Source organism: Salinisphaera aquimarina (assembly GCF_042643355.1).
Lineage (GTDB): Bacteria > Pseudomonadota > Gammaproteobacteria > Nevskiales > Salinisphaeraceae > Salinisphaera > Salinisphaera aquimarina.
In genome coordinates, this window is the sequence record NZ_JBHRSS010000006.1 from 201,581 (window position 1) to 218,108 (window position 16,528).

Sequence of the window (16,528 nt, forward strand, 5' to 3'; positions counted from 1 at the left end):
CGGGTGGGACTAGCCCAGCACCGCCAGGATGTCGTCTTCGCGCATCACGACAACTTCGTCGCCATCGACCTTGATTTCGGTGCCCGAGAACTTGCCGAACATGACCTTGTCGCCAACCTTGACTTCAGGCTTGCGGGTTTCGCCATTGTCCAGCGGCTTGCCGTTGCCTACGGCCACGACTTCGCCACGCTGGGGCTTCTCTGCGGCCGTGTCGGGAATAACGATACCCCCGGCCGTCTTTTGCTCTTCTTCGAGCCGTTTGATAACGACGCGGTCATGTAGAGGACGGATCTTCATACCACCCTTCTCCTCGAAACTGAATTGTTGAAGAAAAAACGTCTTGCCGGATACCCGATCGGGAGGCCGGCGTGAGAACGTCTCCATAGACGATCTCAATCATCGCCATTGATGCGGGCATGCCTGACCCTTTCAAGGGCGGAGGCAATTTTTTTACGACTTTTTTGCAACCACGATCGATCCCGGCAACCGCCACCCACCCCATATTTTGAAATGATTTCTTGTCAGTTTGCAGTGCAGCATTTATTGTGAATGACATTCTTTCCACACACGCCGATACTGAAATCGGCGACCCGGAGGACTCATGGCCGACACCACGCCACGTCGCGTTGCCATCATCGGCGGCGCCCGCATTCCTTTCTGCCGTTCCAACACCAAGTATTCACACCAGTCCAATCAGGACCTGCTGACTGCATCGCTCAAGGCCCTGTCGGAGAAATACAAGCTCGCCGGCGAGAAGATCGGCGAAGTCGCCGGCGGCGCGGTACTCAAGCATGCACGCGATTTCAACCTCACCCGTGAAGCGGTACTGGGCACCGATCTCGATCCGCACACCCCGGCTTTCGATGTCCAGCAGGCCTGCGGCACCAGCCTCGAGGCCACCCTGCTGCTGGCCAACAAGATCGCCATGGGTCAGATCGAGTCCGGCATCGCCGGCGGCGTCGACACCACCTCTGACGCGCCGATCGCGATCAACGAGGAACTGCGCAAGATCCTGCTCGACGTGAACCGCGCCAAGACCGGCGGGGAGCGCGCCAAGCTGTTCACCAAGTTGCGCCCGCGCCACCTCGTGCCCAGCTTCCCGGGCGTGAGCGAGCCGCGCACCGGTATGTCCATGGGCGAGCACTGCGAGTTGATGGCCAAGGAATGGAAAATCTCCCGCAAGGCTCAGGACGAACTCGCCGTCGCCAGCCACAAGAATGCGGCCCAGGCCTATGTCGACGGCTTCTACGACGATCTGGTCTTTCCCTATCTGGGCGTGGAGCGCGACAACAATCTGCGTGCCGACACCAGCATCGAGAAGATGGCCAAACTCAAGCCGGCCTTCGACAAGGGAAACGGCACCCTGACCGCCGCCAACTCCACCCCGCTCACCGACGGTGCCTCCAGCGTGCTGCTGGCCAGCGAGGAATGGGCCAAGGCGCATGATCTACCCGTAATGGCCTACTTCACACCGTTTTCGCGTACCGCGGCGGTCGATTTCGTCGACGGCGGCGAGGGCCTGCTGATGTCGCCCACCTACGCGGTGGCCGACATGCTCGACGCCGCCGGGCTGACCCTGCAGGACTTCGACTTCTACGAAATCCATGAAGCCTTTGCCGCACAGGTGCTGTGCACGCTCAAGGCCTGGGAGTCGAAGAAGTACTGCAAGGAAAAACTGGGCCGCGACGCCCCGCTGGGCTCCATCGATACCAGCAAGCTCAATGTCAAGGGCTCATCGGTAGCACTCGGGCATCCGTTCGCCGCGACCGGTACGCGCATCGTGGCCACGCTGGCCAAGATTCTCGATGAAAACGGCGGCGGCCGCGGCCTGATCTCGATCTGCGCCGCCGGCGGTCAGGGCGTGACCGCGATTCTGGAAAAACCCTAGCATCGTGCGATTCGCATGAACTGAGACGACGAGAAAAGCGGGCTTCGGGCCCGCTTTTTTGTGGCGACTACGAACGTCTCTTAGACGTATGCTTTCGCAACGGTTACGCTTCGATTACACCGATTGCGATGCTGCCGCCAGTCGCTGCCGGGGACCGATTTTCAGCGATATCGGCACGATTGGTGCTATGACAATCATGGAACGCCGGTGACCACCGCGGGTACCGGCTGATTCAGGCGCTGCAATGCAGCCTCAGCCAGGGAGAGCCCACATGCGCAAACGCCGTATCCGTCGTTTGTACATGCCGGCCGAACAGATATGAATACAGCACGCGAACACTGGGGCAGCCGCCTGGGCTTCATCATGGCGGCCGCCGGCTCGGCCGTCGGTCTCGGCAATATCTGGAAGTTCCCGTACATGACCGGCGAAAACGGCGGCGGCGCCTTTCTGGTCATCTATCTGGCCTGCATCGTCGTGTTCGGCTTCTCGCTGGTCATGGCCGAACTGCTGATCGGCCGCGCGGCACAGCGCAACCCGGTCGCGGCGTTTCGCCACGTCGCCGGGCGCGGCTGGCCGGCGGTCGGCGCCATGGGCATCGTCACCGCCTTCATCATCCTGTCGTTCTATGTCGTGGTCGCCGGCTGGACGATCGCCTATATGCTATTCACCCTGAACGGCTCGCTGGCCAACCCCGACGCGGCCGCGCTCGGACAGGTGTTCAGCGATCTCGTCGCCAACGCCTGGCAGCCCGTGGTCTATGCGGCCATTTTCACCGTGCTGACCGCGCTGGTGGTGATCGGCGGCGTCGGCAGCGGCATCGAGCGTGCCTCGAAAATCCTGATGCCACTTCTGTTTCTCATTCTGGTCGCGCTGGTGATCCGCGCGGTCACCCTGCCCGGCGCGGGCGAAGGGCTCGAGTTCTTCCTGATACCCGACTTCAGCAAGGTCACCGGCGCCACCTTCACCGCCGCCATCGGCCAGGCCTTCTTCTCGCTCTCGCTGGGCATGGGCGCCATGCTCACCTACGGCTCCTACCTGCCCAAGGAGCGCAATCTGCCAGCCGACGCCTTCGCGGTGGTCGTGCTCGATACGGTGATCGCCGTGCTCGCCGGCGTCATGGTGCTGCCAGCGATGTTCGCCGCCGGGATTGCGCCCGGCGAAGGCGGCGCCGGCACCACATTCAAGGTATTGCCCGCGGTATTCGATGCCATGCCGGGCGGCGTGATCTTCGGCTTCGGCTTCTTCCTGCTGCTGGCCGTGGCCGCACTCACATCGTCGGTGTCGCTGCTCGAGACCGTGGTCTGCTACTTCGTCGACGAGCGCGCGGTCAGTCGCCGTCGGGCCACCATCCTGAGTGCAACCTGCGTGTTCGCCATCTCCATACCAGCGTCGCTCTCGTCCGGCCTCTGGTCCGAGGTCACCTTCTTCGGCAAGAACTTCTTCGACCTGATGGATTTCCTGTCGAGCTCCATTCTGTTGCCGCTGGGCGGCATGCTGACCGCGCTATGCGTGGGCTGGGTCATGGGGCCGCGCGCCATCGCCGCACTCACCAACGACGGCAAACTGAGCATGCCCTGGGCCGGCGTATGGCTGTTCGGGCTGCGTTTCGTGGCACCGCTGGGGATCGGCTGGATCCTGCTGCAGGGGCTGTTCGGCTAACGTGATGAACGGGCCGACAGACGGCCCATAAGACAAGGGGAAGACGACTATGGAAATGCTCAATAACGTGCTCAGCACGCTCAGCGGCTGGGTATGGGGCCCGGTCATGCTGATTCTGCTGCTCGGCACCGGCATCTATCTCACCATCGGCCTGGGCGGGCTGCCGCAACGCAAGCTGTTCTACGGCTTCTCGATGCTGTTCGCCGGGCGCAAGAAAAGTACCGAGCCGGGCGATATCACGCCTTTTCAGGCCCTGGCCACCGCGCTTGCCGCCACAGTGGGCACCGGCAATATCGCCGGTGTCGCGACCGCCATCCATCTGGGCGGCCCCGGGGCCATCTTCTGGATGTGGGTGACCGCTATCGTGGGCATGGCCACCAAGTACGGTGAAGCCGTGCTGGCGGTCAACTACCGCGAAACCAATGCCGAAGGCGCCTACGTGGGCGGCCCGATGTATTACATCCGCAACGGCCTCGGGGAACACTGGAAATGGCTCGCGTTCGCCTTCGCACTGTTCGCTACCGTCGCCGCTTTCGGCATCGGCAACACCGTGCAGTCCAACTCCGTGGCCCAGGTCTTCCATCAGTCCATGTCGATTCCGACCTGGATCACCGGCATCGTACTGGCCGTAGGCGTGGCCGCGGTAATACTCGGCGGCCTGCAGCGCCTGGCCAGCGTGACCGAGAAACTCGTGCCGTTCATGGCCATCGTCTATGTTGCCGGCGCGCTGCTCGTGCTCCTACTCAATGCCAGCGCGGTTCCGGGCGCCTTCGGCCTGATCTTCTCGGATGCCTTCACCGGCACCGCGGCCACCGGCGGCTTTGCCGGCGCGGGCGTGATCATGGCGATTCGTTTCGGCGTGGCACGGGGCATTTTCTCGAACGAGGCCGGCCTGGGCAGCGCGCCAATCGCGCATGCCGCGGCACGTACCGACAGCCCGGTGCGTCAGGGCGTGGTGGCGATGCTCGGCACCTTCATCGACACCATCATCGTATGCACCATGACCGCGCTGGTCATCATCGCCAGCGGCACCTGGGCTTCCGGCACCACCGGTGCCCAGCTCTCCGCCGAGGCCTTCACGGCCGGTATGCCGGGGCCCGGCGGCTGGATCGTCAGCTTTGGCCTGGTGATCTTCGCGTTCTCTACGATCCTGGCCTGGAGCTATTACGGTGAACGCGCGGCCGAGTACATCTTCGGCTCCGGCATCATCAAGCCGTACCGCGTGCTGTGGGTGATTGCAGTATTCATCGGCGCGATAGCGCAGCTGGATCTGGTATGGCTGATCGCGGATGTGATGAACGCGCTGATGGCGATCCCCAACCTGATCGCCCTGCTTGCACTCAGCCCGGTAATCTTCAAGCTCAGTCGCGAGTATTTCGCCCGCCAGAAATAGGCGCATCGTCAGCACGATGCCTGCGGCTTGCATCCGTATGGGTTGGCCGCAGGTATCGTAGCTGCATTGAAGATAGCAAGGGTTAATAATGACGAGTCGTAGCGCGCCGCGCCCGATCGGGGTTCTGTTCACCAATCTGGGCACGCCCGACGACACGTCGGTGCCGGCGGTTCGTCGTTATCTGGCGGAATTCCTGAGCGATCGACGGGTGGTGGATCTCAACCGCCTGCTGTGGTTGCCGATTCTCTACGGCGTCATCCTCGCGCTGCGGCCCAAGAATTCGGCTGCTAGCTATCGGTCGGTATGGATGGACGAAGGCTCTCCGCTACTGGTTTACGCCCGTCGCCAGGTCGAACGACTGCAAAAGCGCGTGGATGCCGAGATCGAGCAACCGGTGCACATCGCCCTGGCGATGCGTTACGGCAATCCGTCGATCGAGGCCGGCCTGCGTGAACTCGACGCCGCGGGCTGCAAGCAGGTACTGATTCTGCCCGCCTACCCGCAGTATTCGGCCACCACGGTGGCCACCACCTTCGACAAGATCGGCGAGGTGCTTGCCGACTGGCCCGAGCCACCGCAGCTGCGCCAGATCAATCGCTATCACGACGAGCCCGCCTATATCACGGCGCTGGCCAATTCCGTACGCGAGCACTGGGAGACAAACGGGCGCGCGGAAAAACTGGTGATGTCGTTTCACGGTATTCCCAAGCGCTACGTGAAACAGGGTGATCCCTACCCACGCGACTGTGGCATCACCGCCCAGCTGCTGGCCGCCGAACTCGGCCTGGGCCGCAACGAATACAAGGTCTGTTTTCAGAGCCGATTTGGCCGCGAGCCCTGGCTGCAGCCCTACCTCGACCAGACCATGAAGGCCTGGGGCAAGGCCGGCATGAAGACGGTGGACGTGATGTGCCCCGGCTTTTCCTCCGACTGCCTGGAAACCCTGGAAGAGATCCGCGAGGAGAACCGTGGCTACTTCGAAGAGGCCGGCGGCGACTCGCTGCGGTATATTCCCGCTCTCAATGAACGCGACGATCATATCGACATGTTCACGCAGCTGATCAAGCGGGAACTGTCCGGCTGGATATAGGGTCGACCGTATCCAGCATCTCTTTACGGGCTATCCAAGCCAAGGCCACGCTCGTCGAGCGAATCACGTCGCGGCCGATTTCACCTGTTTTTCGATCAGAGGGTTCCGCGCATGGAACTGATAGCCGACTTCGCCGTCAACTACGGCCTGTTTCTCGCCAAGGCCGCGACTGTGGTCATTGCCATCGGCCTGAGCGTGGCGTGGATCGTAAGCGCAATTGCCCAGGCGCGCGCCGCCCGCGACGGCGATACGCTCGAGATTCATCACGTCAACGAGCGCCTGGATCGCATGGCGGATACGCTCAACGGACAGCTGCTCAACGCGGCGGAATACAAAGCACGAAGCAAGCGCAAGAAGGCCGAAGCCAAGCAGAAAGCCAAGGCCGAAAAGCTGGGCAAGCGCCACGAACCCAGACGCCTGTTCGTACTCGACTTCGACGGCGATATCCGTGCGTCCGCGGTCGAGCAGATGCGTGACGCGATCACCGCCGTACTGCAGGTGGTCGAAGCCGACGATGAGGTGCTGGTGCGGCTCGAGTCCGCCGGCGGCATGGTGCACAGCTACGGGCTGGCCGCGTCGCAGCTGGCCCGGCTGCGTGATGCCGGCGTGCGCCTGACTGTCAGCGTCGACCGTCTCGCCGCCAGCGGCGGCTACATGATGGCCTGCGTAGGCGAACGGATCGTCGCCGCACCCTTCGCGATCATCGGTTCGATCGGCGTCGTCGCCCAGATCCCGAACTTCAATCGGCTGCTCAAGGACAAGCAGATCGACTTCGAACTGCACACCGCCGGCGACTACAAGCGCACGCTCACCATGTTCGGCGAGAACACCGACGAAGGGCGCGAAAAATTCCGTGCCGAACTCGAAGATACCCACCATCTGTTCAAGGATTTCGTGCGCCGCTATCGCCCGAGCCTGGATATCGACAAGGTCGCCACCGGCGAACACTGGTACGGCACCCAGGCGCTCGACCTGAAGCTGGTGGATGCGGTGGCCACCAGCGACGACCTGATGCTGACCGCGGCGCGCGACGGGCGCGACGTGTTCACCGTAGGCATTCAACACAAGAGCGGGCTGATTTCACGGCTGACCGAGCAGGGCCGGCTGGCGATCAGCCGCAATCTCGCCGAAAGCGGGCTGGCGCGCGTCGTGCACCGCCCGACCCAGCCGTGAGTTTTCCTTCTCGTATGTGACATCGGAACGCCCGATCCGCCTACCCGGCGCCTCGCCGCAATCGGCCGAGACCGAGAGCATCGTCTGCGGGCATGGATTGCTGGCCATACCAATGAACTCGTCCGGCGCTTGACGGTCAGAAGCTACGGGACGATCCGGGGTACGCCGGTCGTATGGTGAACACACCAACGAGTAAGGACCTATGACGACACACGCTTTTCGGCGCTTCTACGCGCTTGTTCTCTCTTCTCTCCTGTTGCTGGCCGCGGCCAGCGCCCAGGCGGCAGTGCCCAGCGGCATGCTGGCCGGCGACAGTCCGTCGCTCGCGCCCATGCTCGACAAGACGCTGCCCGCCGTGGTCAACGTGGTGGTGACCGGCAAGGCACAGCAGATGCCGGATAATCCACTATTCAACGACCCCTTCTTTCGCCGCTTCTTCGACATGCCTGATCAGCAGAAGCGTCAGCAGCAGACACCGCAGCAACCGACCGCAACCGGCTCGGGCGTGATCGTCAACGCCGACAAGGGCGTCGTGATCACCAACCATCATGTGGTCAAGGACGCTGAAAAGATCGTCGTACGCCTCAACGACAACCGCGAATACGACGCCACCGTGATCGGCGACGATCCGGAAACGGATATCGCCGTGCTCAAGATCAAGGCCGACAATCTCACCCAGCTGCCGATCGCCGACTCCGACGATCTACGCGTCGGTGATTTCGTGGTGGCCATCGGCAACCCGTTCGGCCTGCGCCAGACGGTGACCTCCGGCATCGTCAGCGGCCTCGGCCGCCACGGTCTGGGCAACCGCTACGAGGACTACATCCAGACCGACGCATCCATCAACCCCGGCAATTCCGGCGGCGCCCTGGTCAACCTCAAGGGCGAACTGGTCGGTATCAACAGTGCGATCCTGTCACGTAGCGGCGGCAATATCGGCATCGGCTTCGCGATCCCGAGCAATCTGGTCAACAGTGTCTACAAGCAGATATCCAAGTACGGCGAGGTCAAGCGCGCCCGCCTCGGCGTGGTCGGCCAGGACCTGACCAGCGATCTGGCCAAGGCCTTCGACCTGGATATCACCCAGGGCGTGGTGGTCGCTCAGGTCATGCCCGACTCACCGGCCGAAAAGGCCGGCATCAAGGAGCGCGACCTGATCACCCAGGTCAACGGCAAGGAGATCGACGACTTCTCCGAACTGGCCAACGCCATCGGTCTCAAATCGCCGGGCCAGAAGGTGAAGATCACGCTCATACGCAACGGCAAGGAGCGCGAGGTCAATGCCGAACTGGCCAAAGCCGAGGACGTGGCCAGCAACGATGACGGCGGCGGCGCCAGCGGCGACCAACTCGCCCCCGGCCTCGAAGGCGCGAGCTTCGGGCCGATCACCGAAGACAACCCGCTGGCCGGTGAAGTCGAGGGCATTACGGTCACCGACCTGCAGCCGGGCAGCCCGGCCGCGCGCGCCGGCCTGCGTCCCGGCGATGTGATCACCTCGATCAATCGCCAGGCGATCACCGACGTTTCGCAGCTACCCAAGCTCGCCGGACCCGATACCAAGCAGCTGTTGCTGCATGTCCGGCGTGGCCGCGGCGCCCTGTTCCTGCTGATTCGCTAGGCCCACGGCGAAGACAAGGGCCCGGCCTCGTGCCGGGCCTTTTTTATGTCCAGATCCTCTCTGTTCGTCCAGCGCACGGGCGCGCTCGTGTTTCATCCACTCGCGCCATGCGGCTATACTCGATCCACACGGCTTCCGGAGCGACCATGAGCCAGTTCGACATCGCACACTTCGAAGATCGGCTGGAGGCACTGCTTGCAGCCCACAAGGCACTGCTGCTCGACTATCGCGCCCTGCGACAGAACTACGACGACGAGCAGCAGCGCAATCGCGAGACGCGCGAGCGCCTCAACGGCGTCATCGAGCGTATCCGCGCGCTCGAGGCCGAAGCCGACCACGCCTGATCCCCAGAACGCGCGACACCGGACCGCCAATGCCGCCAGAAAAACAACAGACCGCGCTGACCATCCGCATCCTCGGACGCGATTATTCGGTCGCCTGTCCCGAGGGCGAGCGCGAGAGCCTGCTCTCGTCGGCCGAATATCTTTCACGGCGGATGCACGCGATCCAGCGCAAGGGCAAGACGCTGGGCATCGAGCGTATCGCCGTCATGGCCGCGCTCAACATCGCCCGCGACCTGATGGCCGCCGAACGACGCCTCGAGCGCGAACAGGCCGGCTTGCCGGCCACCGACGATGAAATCAGCGAGCGTCTGTCGCAGATGCAGCTGCGCATCGAATCGGCGCTCGACGATCAGGCCTGATGTCATTGTCAGCAGGCCCCGTGTACGCGTAGACTTTGATTAGCCGGCACTCCTGCGGTGTTCGACGACCTCCCGGTTCCCCTTGAGCCTAATTACGTAAACCGGGGTGGGAAGCGACGCAGGTGAGTACGCCCGCCTTGGCTGCGGGAAACCTAATGCGTCGTGAAACGCCCCACTTGAGCATCTGTCTCAAGGATAGTGGACGGTTGACGGCACAGGCGGGAGTGACGGTCTTACGGAATCTCTGATCTAGTCATACACGACCGCGCTGGAGCGGTTGCGCATGGCTGGCAAGAAGTGAAGAGTGTTGCGTGCTTATTGCACGCGAACGATGAAGGACGCCGCCCATATGCGCGCAAAGGCCCGGCCCCAACGGGGTTTGGCCCAAGAGGCGCTGCTACCGCGTTACAGGGTTCGGCCCGGTAATAAGCCGGACGCTTCACCCTGCGCCTTGTAGCCACGCCTTTTGGGACGCAAACGCGGTCTGTATATGACTAGATCAGAGATTCCTACACACGCTCCGGCGTGTTTTTTTATGGGATGCGCCATGACGGATATCCCCACACAGCGTCGCCGCGCCCTGGCCGCACGCCGGGCACTGTCGCCGTCGGCACGCCGTCAGGCGAGCCACCGAGCCTGTATCCGTGTTGCCCGGCTGCCCGTCTTTCGTCGGGCCCGCCAGATTGGCCTCTATTGGCCGTTGGCCAGCGAAACCGACCCACGCCCCCTGCTTGCCCAATTACGCCCCGGACAGCGCGTCTATCTGCCCCGTGTGAACGATCAGCACCTGGACTTCATCGCCATAACCGACACGCATTTCAGCGCGCGCCTGAGCCCACTGGGCATATACGAACCGCGCGGCGCGCCCGCGCGCCGGGTCGAGGCACTCGATCTGCTGATTCTGCCACTGGCCGGCTTCGACGATCACGCGCACCGGATCGGCCTTGGCGGCGGCTACTACGACCGCACCCTGGCCGCCTATGCCGCCGGTACCGGTTTTCGACGGCCGCGTCTGGTCGGCCTCGCGTTCGAGGCCCAGCGAGTGGGACGCATCCAGAATCGGCCCTGGGATATTGCCCTCGACGCCGTGGTCAGCGACGCGCGTGTCTATCGGGGCCGCACAGGCGGCCCTGTCGAGGGCGACCGAGTCGGCTAAACTGACGCGCCTAGACGCACCACAAACCAAAGGATCACGCATGCGCTACTGGCTGATGAAATCCGAACCCGACGAGTTCAGCATCCAGGACCTGCAGGAACGCAAGAACCAGACCGAAGGCTGGGACGGCGTGCGCAACTATCAGGCGCGCAATTTCATGCGCGACGACATGTCCGAAGGCGATCTGGCCTTCTTCTATCACTCCAATACCAAGGTGCCGGGCGTGGCCGGCATCATGCGTATCTCACGCGCGGGCTATCCGGACGACACCGCCTTCGATCCCAAGGACGCTCATTACGACCCGAAATCGGACCCGGCCAAACCACGCTGGTACCGGGTCGACGTCACCTTCGAGCGCGAACTCGAGCGCCTGGTCTCGCTTGCCGAGATCAAGGATCACGCCGACGAACTCGAGGATTTCCCGCTGGTACGCAAGGGCAACCGGCTCTCGGTGATGCCGGTCGACAAGAAGCACTGGGATTTCATCCTGGGCATGGAGAACAACCCGCCCGAGTAGACGCATCGGTCACGTCTTTGCAGGCGACCAATCACAACCGCGAGAACGATCATGTCCAACGACCCAATCGCCGCCTGGCATCAGCTCGTCGAGAGCGATAGCGCAGACGGGCTGGATGCGCTGCTCGACGACACCGCGGTGTTTCACTCACCCGTGGTGCACACGCCCCAGGTCGGAAAGCAGGTCACCAGGGCCTATCTCGCGGCCGCATTGCAGGTGTTCGGTAATGATACGTTTCGCTATGTCCGCGAGCTCAGGGGCGAGCGCGACGCGGTCCTCGAGTTCGAACTGGAGCTGGATGGCATTCACATCAACGGTGTCGATATGCTCCAGTGGAACGACGCGGGCAAGATTACCGAATTCAAGGTAATGCTCCGTCCCCTGAAGGCCGTGAACCTGATCCACCAGAAAATGGCGGCCATGCTTCAGGCCGGCAGATAGCGCTGTTACGGGCCTATTCTCGCGGGCCCTGCGCCACTGCCTGGTCGATGCGCTCGGTCACGGCTTCCACTGGAATCAGCGCCATCACCTGGTCGTCATCCTCGATACGCGCCCCCCACTTCACCGTATCGGGCGTGGCATTTCGATAAGCGGCCGCCGCCTCGGCGAAATAATCCACGCACAGCGCGCGTGAGCGATAGGCACCGCTGCGGCGCGGGTCGGTCGCCGCATGCAGCGAGATCGTGGCGATATCGGTGGCATTGGCCATATGCGCCGGTCCCGAATCCGGGGTCAACAGAATTCGCCCGAACTCGAACAAGGCCAGCAACTGTTTGAGATTCGTCGCGCCAATGAGATTGAGTACCGGCGCCTGCATGGCCTGCTCGATTGCCTGCCCCATGTTCTTCTCGACCTCGCTCGGCCCGCCAACCAGCACACAGCGCAGATCGTGTCGTCGCGCGGCGTAATCGGCCGCCGCCGCGTAACGCTCGGCCTGCCAGTTGCGCATCGTGTGGCTCGAACACGGGCTGATGAACAGCACATCGCGGGCATCGTCGCCCAGCAACGCGGCTGCCTTCTCGCGATCGCTGGCGGCGACGGGCACACGCCAGTCGAACACGGGCGTTGTCGCACCCAGGCAGGCAGCAAACGCCAGAAACCCATCCACCACATGCCGGCTTTCGATGGCCGGAATTCGCTCGTTCACGAACAGCCGCTGGCCGTCACGGGCACGCCGGGCATCGAAACCGATGCGCCGATCCGCCTTGACCAGCAGACTGATGCGGTTGGCGCGCCAGCTTGCATGCATGTTCAGCAAGGCATCGAAGCGCCGGCCGGCGAGCTGTCGCCTGAGCGCGCCGATGGCCGTGCGCCCGCCGCGCTTGTCGTAGATGAGGCATTCCACGCCGGGCAGGTCCGCCACCAGCGCGGCTTCGGCTCGATTGACGATCCAGCTGATCCGGATATCCGGGCGCGCGGCCTGTAGTGTACGAATCGCCGGCACCACGTTGGCGCAGTCGCCCAGCGCCGACAGACGCAGGATACAGACCCGCGCAGGCGGCCCGGCGGGTGTCGCCTGCGGACTCATGCCGACCGCTGGACTGATTGAGCGCAGCGCGCGGGCATCAGTGCCCGGCGCTGGCCGATGCGTCTATATCGGAGTCCGCCTGACGCTCGGCCTCGATGAACACACGCTCCACGTTCTCGCATTCGGCCTTGATTTCGCGATCCATGCGGGCGATCGCGTTCTGCACCTGCTCGCCCGACAGATCGCGCTTGAAGCGCACGCTGATGTTGGCAAGGATGAATTCCGGGCCCACGTGCATGGTCAGCACCTCGTTGACACGAAACACATCGCGGTCGCGATTGAGCACGGTCTTGATCTCCCGGACGATATGCTGATTGGCCGCCTCGCCGATGAGCAGACCCTTGGTCTCGATCGCCAGCCAGATTGCGGTGGCCGCGAGAATCAGGCCGATACAGATCGAGGCGAGCCCGTCGAACAGCTCGATTCCGGTCAGCTGACCGGCCAGCAGGGCCGCGAACGCCACGGCCAGACCGAGCATGGCGGCGCTGTCCTCGAACAAGACCAGAAAAGCGACCGGATCCTTGCCTCGGCGCACCGCCTCGAACACGCCCCATTTGCCTTTCGAACGATTGAACTCCTTGGCCGCCATGTACCAGGCCACGCCTTCGAACAGCATCGCCAGCCCGAGCACGATATAGTTGATCATCGGGCTTTCGATCGGATGCGGGTGCAGCAGCCGATTGACGCCTTCGTAGATGGATATGCCCGAGCCCACCGCGAAGATGAGCACCGCAACCATGAAGCTCCAGAAATAGATTTCCTTGCCATAGCCAAAGGGAAACCGTTCATCGGGCGGGCGCTTGGCGCGCTTCATGCCGTAGAGCAGCAACCCCTGATTGCCAGTGTCGACCGTGCTGTGAATGCCCTCGGCCATCATGGCCGCACTGCCGGTAAAGGCCGCGGCGATGAATTTGGTTACCGCAATGAGCAGATTGCCCGTCAAGGCGGCAATGATGACTTTCTTCGAGCCCGAGGCCATGAACGCTCCCTGGACACGCCAGGCCGGCGCGCCTCAATTGTTGCCGAAGCCGAATAGTCAGCCCGGGAAAAACCTGTAAACGGCCATGAATCCCGGCGACCAGGCCCGGGCGGTACCCGCGCGCCAATCATAGCGGCCGGGGGCCACTATGCCCATACTCGCTCTGGTCAGGACACCGCCGGCGACGCATCGCCACCGTCGATCTTGTCTGCGCGCTGGTCGTGGGACGGCGCCCGGTCGGCTTCGTATTCAGCTTCGATGAACACCCGCTTGACCGTCGGACACTCTGTCTTGATCTGCCGGTCCATGCGGGCAATCGCATCCTGGAGCTGGCGGCCGCTCAGATCGTCGGTGAAACGCAGGCTGATATTGGCGAGCACGTACTCCGGGCCAATATGCATGGTCGGCACTTCGTTGACGCGCTCCACCGCCGGATCGGCCTCGAGAATATTCCAGATGTCGCGGACGACGTATTGATTCGCGGCTTCGCCGATCAGCAGCCCCTTGGTCTCGATGGCCAGCCAGACCGAACAGAAGGCAAGGATGAGCCCGATGCCGATCGAGGCAATGCCGTCGAACATGTTGATGCCGGTCATCTGTGCGAGCACCAGGCCGACAATGGCCAGCAACAGCCCCGCGATCGCGGCCGTATCCTCGAACAACACCAGGAACTTGTTCGGATCCTTGCCCCGGCGCACGGCTTCGAGCACACCCCAACTGCCCTTGATGCGGCGAAATTCCTTGGCCGCGATGAACCAGCTGGTGCCTTCGAACAGAATTGCCAGCCCGAGCACGATGTAGTTGATATAGGGATGCGAGATCGGCTCGGGGTGGAGAATTTTCTCAACGCCTTCGAAGATGGAAAGCCCCGCACCGAGCGTGAACAGCAGCACGGCGACCATGAAGCTCCAGAAGTAGATCTCCTTGCCATAGCCAAACGGAAACTTGGCGTCCGGTGGCTTGCTGGCCCGCTTCATGCCATAGAGCAGAAGGCCCTGGTTGCCGGTATCGATCACCGAATGAATACCCTCGGCGAACATCGCGGTACTGCCGGTGAACACCGAGGCCACGAACTTGCTCACCGCAATCAGGAAATTGCCGGTGAGCGCCGCCAGAATCACCGTCTTCGAGCCGGAATCGGACATTGAGTGCTCTGAGTGTGCGCGACGCTAGGCGTCGTGCAGGAATAACTGGTAGGCCGGATTGCCGGTCTCTTCCGCATAATCGTAGCCGAGCGCGTCTAGCGCATGGCGGCAGTCCTGCTGCTCGGCCGGCTCGACCTGCAGCCCGACCAGCACCAGCCCATGGGCATGGCCGTGGTTGCGATAATGAAACAGGGAAATGTTCCAGCGGCCACCGATGCTGTTGAGAAATTTCAACAGCGCGCCCGGACGCTCGGGAAATTCCACCCGGAACAATATTTCCTCGCCGGCACCGCGTGCCCGACCGCCCACCATATGGCGCACGTGCAGCTTGGCCATTTCGTTGCGGCTCATGTCGAGCACCGGATGGCCTGCCGCCTCCAGATCGCCCACGATAGTGTCGCGCTCGGCCACGCCGTTGGTGAGTTTCACGCCCACGAAGATCTGCGCCGACGCGGCGTCGGCATAGCGGTAGTTGAACTCACTGATCGAGCGATCGCCGATGATGGTGCAGAATTCACGGAAGGCGCCCGGCCGCTCGGGGATGGTCACGGCCAGCAGCGCCTCGCGCTGTTCGCCGAGCTCGGCGCGTTCGGCGATATAGCTCAGGCGATCGAAATTGACGTTGGCGCCGGACTGGATCGCGACCAGATCCTGATCGACGATGCCGGTCTCGGCGGCGTATTTCTTCGCCCCGGCCACGGCCAGCGCCCCGGCCGGTTCGGCCAGCGAGCGCGTATCCTCGTAGATATCACGCACCGCGGCACAGATCTCGTCCACGCTGACCGTCATCATCGCGTCGACGTGCTTGCTGCACAGGCGAAACGGTTCCACGCCGGCCTGCTTGACGGCCACGCCGTCGGCAAAAAGACCGACCTCCTTGAGTACGACTCGCTCGCCGGTCGCCAGCGCCGCGCCCATGCTCGCCGCGTCCTCGGGTTCGACCCCGATCACGCGGATATCCGGACGCACACTCTTTATATAAGCCGCAACGCCGGCCAGCAGTCCGCCGCCGCCCACGCAGACGAACACGGCATGAATATCCGCGGGATGCTGGCGCACGATCTCCATGCCGATGGTGCCCTGCCCTGCGATCACGTCGGGATCGTCGTAGGGATGGATATAGACCAGGTTGTCGCACGCCTGCAGCTCTGCGGCGTGCGCGGCCGCTTCGTCGTAGCTGTCGCCGTGCAGCACGACTTCGCCGCCAAAACCGGCCACCGCGCGCACCTTGATTTCGGGCGTGGTCCGCGGCATCACGATCACGGCGCGGATACCCAGATTGCGCCCCGACAGCGCGACGCCCTGGGCATGGTTGCCGGCCGAGGCACAGATCACGCCGCGTTCGCGCTCGGCGGCCGTGAGTTGGGCAATCTTGTTGTAGGCGCCGCGCAGCTTGAACGAGTGCACGGGCTGGAGGTCTTCACGCTTGAGAAACAGGCGGTTGCCAATGCGCTGACTCAGCTGCTGCGCCACCATCAACGGCGTCTCGATCGCCACGTCGTAGACGCGGGCGGCGTTGATACGCTTGAGATAATCGGCATCGCCGACATCGACGGCCGGCGCCGAGCCGGCTTCGGCGGTCTGTTTCAGACTGGTGTTCATGGCGTTGTCAGGTTGAAAAACCCTCTCATGCTAACCCCTTGCGGAGCGCATCGCACGGCCTGCAAGGGCGCCGGAAC

16 protein-coding genes and 1 other RNA gene are annotated in these 16,528 nt (G+C 63.1%); 12 read left to right on the forward strand and 5 right to left on the reverse strand.

All coding sequences use genetic code 11. The features are described from left to right. Positions 1-9: 9 nt before the first annotated feature. Positions 10-297, reverse strand: coding sequence for a co-chaperone GroES (groES, locus tag ACFOSU_RS13540; protein ID WP_380690647.1), 288 nt, complete (start codon positions 295-297; stop codon positions 10-12). A gap of 304 nt (positions 298-601) precedes the next feature. Between groES and ACFOSU_RS13545 the strand changes: the two genes are divergently transcribed. From ACFOSU_RS13545 to ACFOSU_RS13600, 12 genes are all read left to right on the forward strand, one after another. Beyond that, on the forward strand, positions 602-1,888 hold the full coding sequence (locus ACFOSU_RS13545) for an acetyl-CoA C-acetyltransferase (RefSeq protein ID WP_380690461.1): 1,287 nt from the start codon (positions 602-604) through the stop codon (positions 1,886-1,888). A gap of 318 nt (positions 1,889-2,206) precedes the next feature. Next, a complete protein-coding gene (locus tag ACFOSU_RS13550) occupies positions 2,207-3,547 on the forward strand; it encodes a sodium-dependent transporter (protein WP_380690462.1) in 1,341 nt (446 codons plus the stop codon). Positions 3,548-3,596: 49 nt separating this feature from the next. Further along, the gene (locus ACFOSU_RS13555) at positions 3,597-4,940 is read left to right on the forward strand and encodes an alanine/glycine:cation symporter family protein (RefSeq protein ID WP_380690463.1); all 1,344 of its coding nucleotides are present in this window, start codon (positions 3,597-3,599) and stop codon (positions 4,938-4,940) included. A gap of 88 nt (positions 4,941-5,028) precedes the next feature. Further along, entirely contained in the window at positions 5,029-6,030 is a 1,002-nt protein-coding gene (gene hemH, locus ACFOSU_RS13560) for a ferrochelatase (RefSeq protein WP_380690464.1), read from the forward strand. Positions 6,031-6,141: 111 nt separating this feature from the next. Next, positions 6,142-7,203 (forward strand): protease SohB, encoded by a 1,062-nt coding sequence (sohB, locus tag ACFOSU_RS13565; protein ID WP_380690465.1) that lies wholly within the window; start codon positions 6,142-6,144, stop codon positions 7,201-7,203. A gap of 202 nt (positions 7,204-7,405) precedes the next feature. Next, on the forward strand, positions 7,406-8,821 hold the full coding sequence (locus ACFOSU_RS13570) for a DegQ family serine endoprotease (protein WP_380690466.1): 1,416 nt from the start codon (positions 7,406-7,408) through the stop codon (positions 8,819-8,821). A gap of 146 nt (positions 8,822-8,967) precedes the next feature. Then, positions 8,968-9,165: a hypothetical protein gene (locus tag ACFOSU_RS13575; RefSeq protein ID WP_380690467.1), complete on the forward strand. Its 198-nt coding sequence runs from the start codon at positions 8,968-8,970 to the stop codon at positions 9,163-9,165. A gap of 29 nt (positions 9,166-9,194) precedes the next feature. Beyond that, positions 9,195-9,524 (forward strand): cell division protein ZapA, encoded by a 330-nt coding sequence (locus ACFOSU_RS13580; protein ID WP_380690468.1) that lies wholly within the window; start codon positions 9,195-9,197, stop codon positions 9,522-9,524. Positions 9,525-9,570: 46 nt separating this feature from the next. Beyond that, positions 9,571-9,753: non-coding RNA, 6S RNA (ssrS, locus tag ACFOSU_RS13585), on the forward strand. A gap of 318 nt (positions 9,754-10,071) precedes the next feature. Continuing rightward, positions 10,072-10,680 carry a 5-formyltetrahydrofolate cyclo-ligase gene (locus ACFOSU_RS13590; protein ID WP_380690469.1) on the forward strand — a complete coding sequence of 203 codons (609 nt, stop codon included), beginning with the start codon at positions 10,072-10,074 and terminating at the stop codon, positions 10,678-10,680. A gap of 40 nt (positions 10,681-10,720) precedes the next feature. Beyond that, a complete protein-coding gene (locus tag ACFOSU_RS13595; protein ID WP_380690470.1) occupies positions 10,721-11,197 on the forward strand; it encodes an EVE domain-containing protein in 477 nt (158 codons plus the stop codon). 51 nt (positions 11,198-11,248) lie between these two features. Next, positions 11,249-11,638, forward strand: coding sequence for a nuclear transport factor 2 family protein (locus ACFOSU_RS13600; protein ID WP_380690471.1), 390 nt, complete (start codon positions 11,249-11,251; stop codon positions 11,636-11,638). 13 nt (positions 11,639-11,651) lie between these two features. Here the strand turns inward: ACFOSU_RS13600 and ACFOSU_RS13605 are convergent, their stop codons facing one another. The 4 genes from ACFOSU_RS13605 to ilvA all read right to left on the reverse strand — a co-directional run bounded on the left by ACFOSU_RS13605 (position 11,652) and on the right by ilvA (position 16,451). After that, positions 11,652-12,725, reverse strand: coding sequence for a glycosyltransferase family 9 protein (locus tag ACFOSU_RS13605; RefSeq protein WP_380690472.1), 1,074 nt, complete (start codon positions 12,723-12,725; stop codon positions 11,652-11,654). A gap of 37 nt (positions 12,726-12,762) precedes the next feature. Further along, positions 12,763-13,704 (reverse strand): cation diffusion facilitator family transporter, encoded by a 942-nt coding sequence (locus ACFOSU_RS13610; RefSeq protein WP_380690473.1) that lies wholly within the window; start codon positions 13,702-13,704, stop codon positions 12,763-12,765. A gap of 167 nt (positions 13,705-13,871) precedes the next feature. Then, on the reverse strand, positions 13,872-14,849 hold the full coding sequence (locus ACFOSU_RS13615; protein ID WP_380690474.1) for a cation diffusion facilitator family transporter: 978 nt from the start codon (positions 14,847-14,849) through the stop codon (positions 13,872-13,874). 24 nt (positions 14,850-14,873) lie between these two features. Then, positions 14,874-16,451: a threonine ammonia-lyase, biosynthetic gene (gene ilvA / locus ACFOSU_RS13620; RefSeq protein ID WP_380690475.1), complete on the reverse strand. Its 1,578-nt coding sequence runs from the start codon at positions 16,449-16,451 to the stop codon at positions 14,874-14,876. Positions 16,452-16,528 lie beyond the last annotated feature (77 nt).

What these genes read in the sequence shown, in the direction of transcription:
- groES (WP_380690647.1), bottom strand. Translation starts at nt 297, where the DNA reads ATGAAGATCCGTCCTCTACATGACCGCGTCGTTATCAAACGGCTCGAA.
- ACFOSU_RS13545 (WP_380690461.1), top strand. Translation starts at nt 602, where the DNA reads ATGGCCGACACCACGCCACGTCGCGTTGCCATCATCGGCGGCGCCCGC.
- ACFOSU_RS13550 (WP_380690462.1), top strand. Translation starts at nt 2,207, where the DNA reads ATGAATACAGCACGCGAACACTGGGGCAGCCGCCTGGGCTTCATCATG.
- ACFOSU_RS13555 (WP_380690463.1), top strand. Translation starts at nt 3,597, where the DNA reads ATGGAAATGCTCAATAACGTGCTCAGCACGCTCAGCGGCTGGGTATGG.
- hemH (WP_380690464.1), top strand. Translation starts at nt 5,029, where the DNA reads ATGACGAGTCGTAGCGCGCCGCGCCCGATCGGGGTTCTGTTCACCAAT.
- sohB (WP_380690465.1), top strand. Translation starts at nt 6,142, where the DNA reads ATGGAACTGATAGCCGACTTCGCCGTCAACTACGGCCTGTTTCTCGCC.
- ACFOSU_RS13570 (WP_380690466.1), top strand. Translation starts at nt 7,406, where the DNA reads ATGACGACACACGCTTTTCGGCGCTTCTACGCGCTTGTTCTCTCTTCT.
- ACFOSU_RS13575 (WP_380690467.1), top strand. Translation starts at nt 8,968, where the DNA reads ATGAGCCAGTTCGACATCGCACACTTCGAAGATCGGCTGGAGGCACTG.
- ACFOSU_RS13580 (WP_380690468.1), top strand. Translation starts at nt 9,195, where the DNA reads ATGCCGCCAGAAAAACAACAGACCGCGCTGACCATCCGCATCCTCGGA.
- ACFOSU_RS13590 (WP_380690469.1), top strand. Translation starts at nt 10,072, where the DNA reads ATGACGGATATCCCCACACAGCGTCGCCGCGCCCTGGCCGCACGCCGG.
- ACFOSU_RS13595 (WP_380690470.1), top strand. Translation starts at nt 10,721, where the DNA reads ATGCGCTACTGGCTGATGAAATCCGAACCCGACGAGTTCAGCATCCAG.
- ACFOSU_RS13600 (WP_380690471.1), top strand. Translation starts at nt 11,249, where the DNA reads ATGTCCAACGACCCAATCGCCGCCTGGCATCAGCTCGTCGAGAGCGAT.
- ACFOSU_RS13605 (WP_380690472.1), bottom strand. Translation starts at nt 12,725, where the DNA reads ATGAGTCCGCAGGCGACACCCGCCGGGCCGCCTGCGCGGGTCTGTATC.
- ACFOSU_RS13610 (WP_380690473.1), bottom strand. Translation starts at nt 13,704, where the DNA reads ATGGCCTCGGGCTCGAAGAAAGTCATCATTGCCGCCTTGACGGGCAAT.
- ACFOSU_RS13615 (WP_380690474.1), bottom strand. Translation starts at nt 14,849, where the DNA reads ATGTCCGATTCCGGCTCGAAGACGGTGATTCTGGCGGCGCTCACCGGC.
- ilvA (WP_380690475.1), bottom strand. Translation starts at nt 16,451, where the DNA reads ATGAACACCAGTCTGAAACAGACCGCCGAAGCCGGCTCGGCGCCGGCC.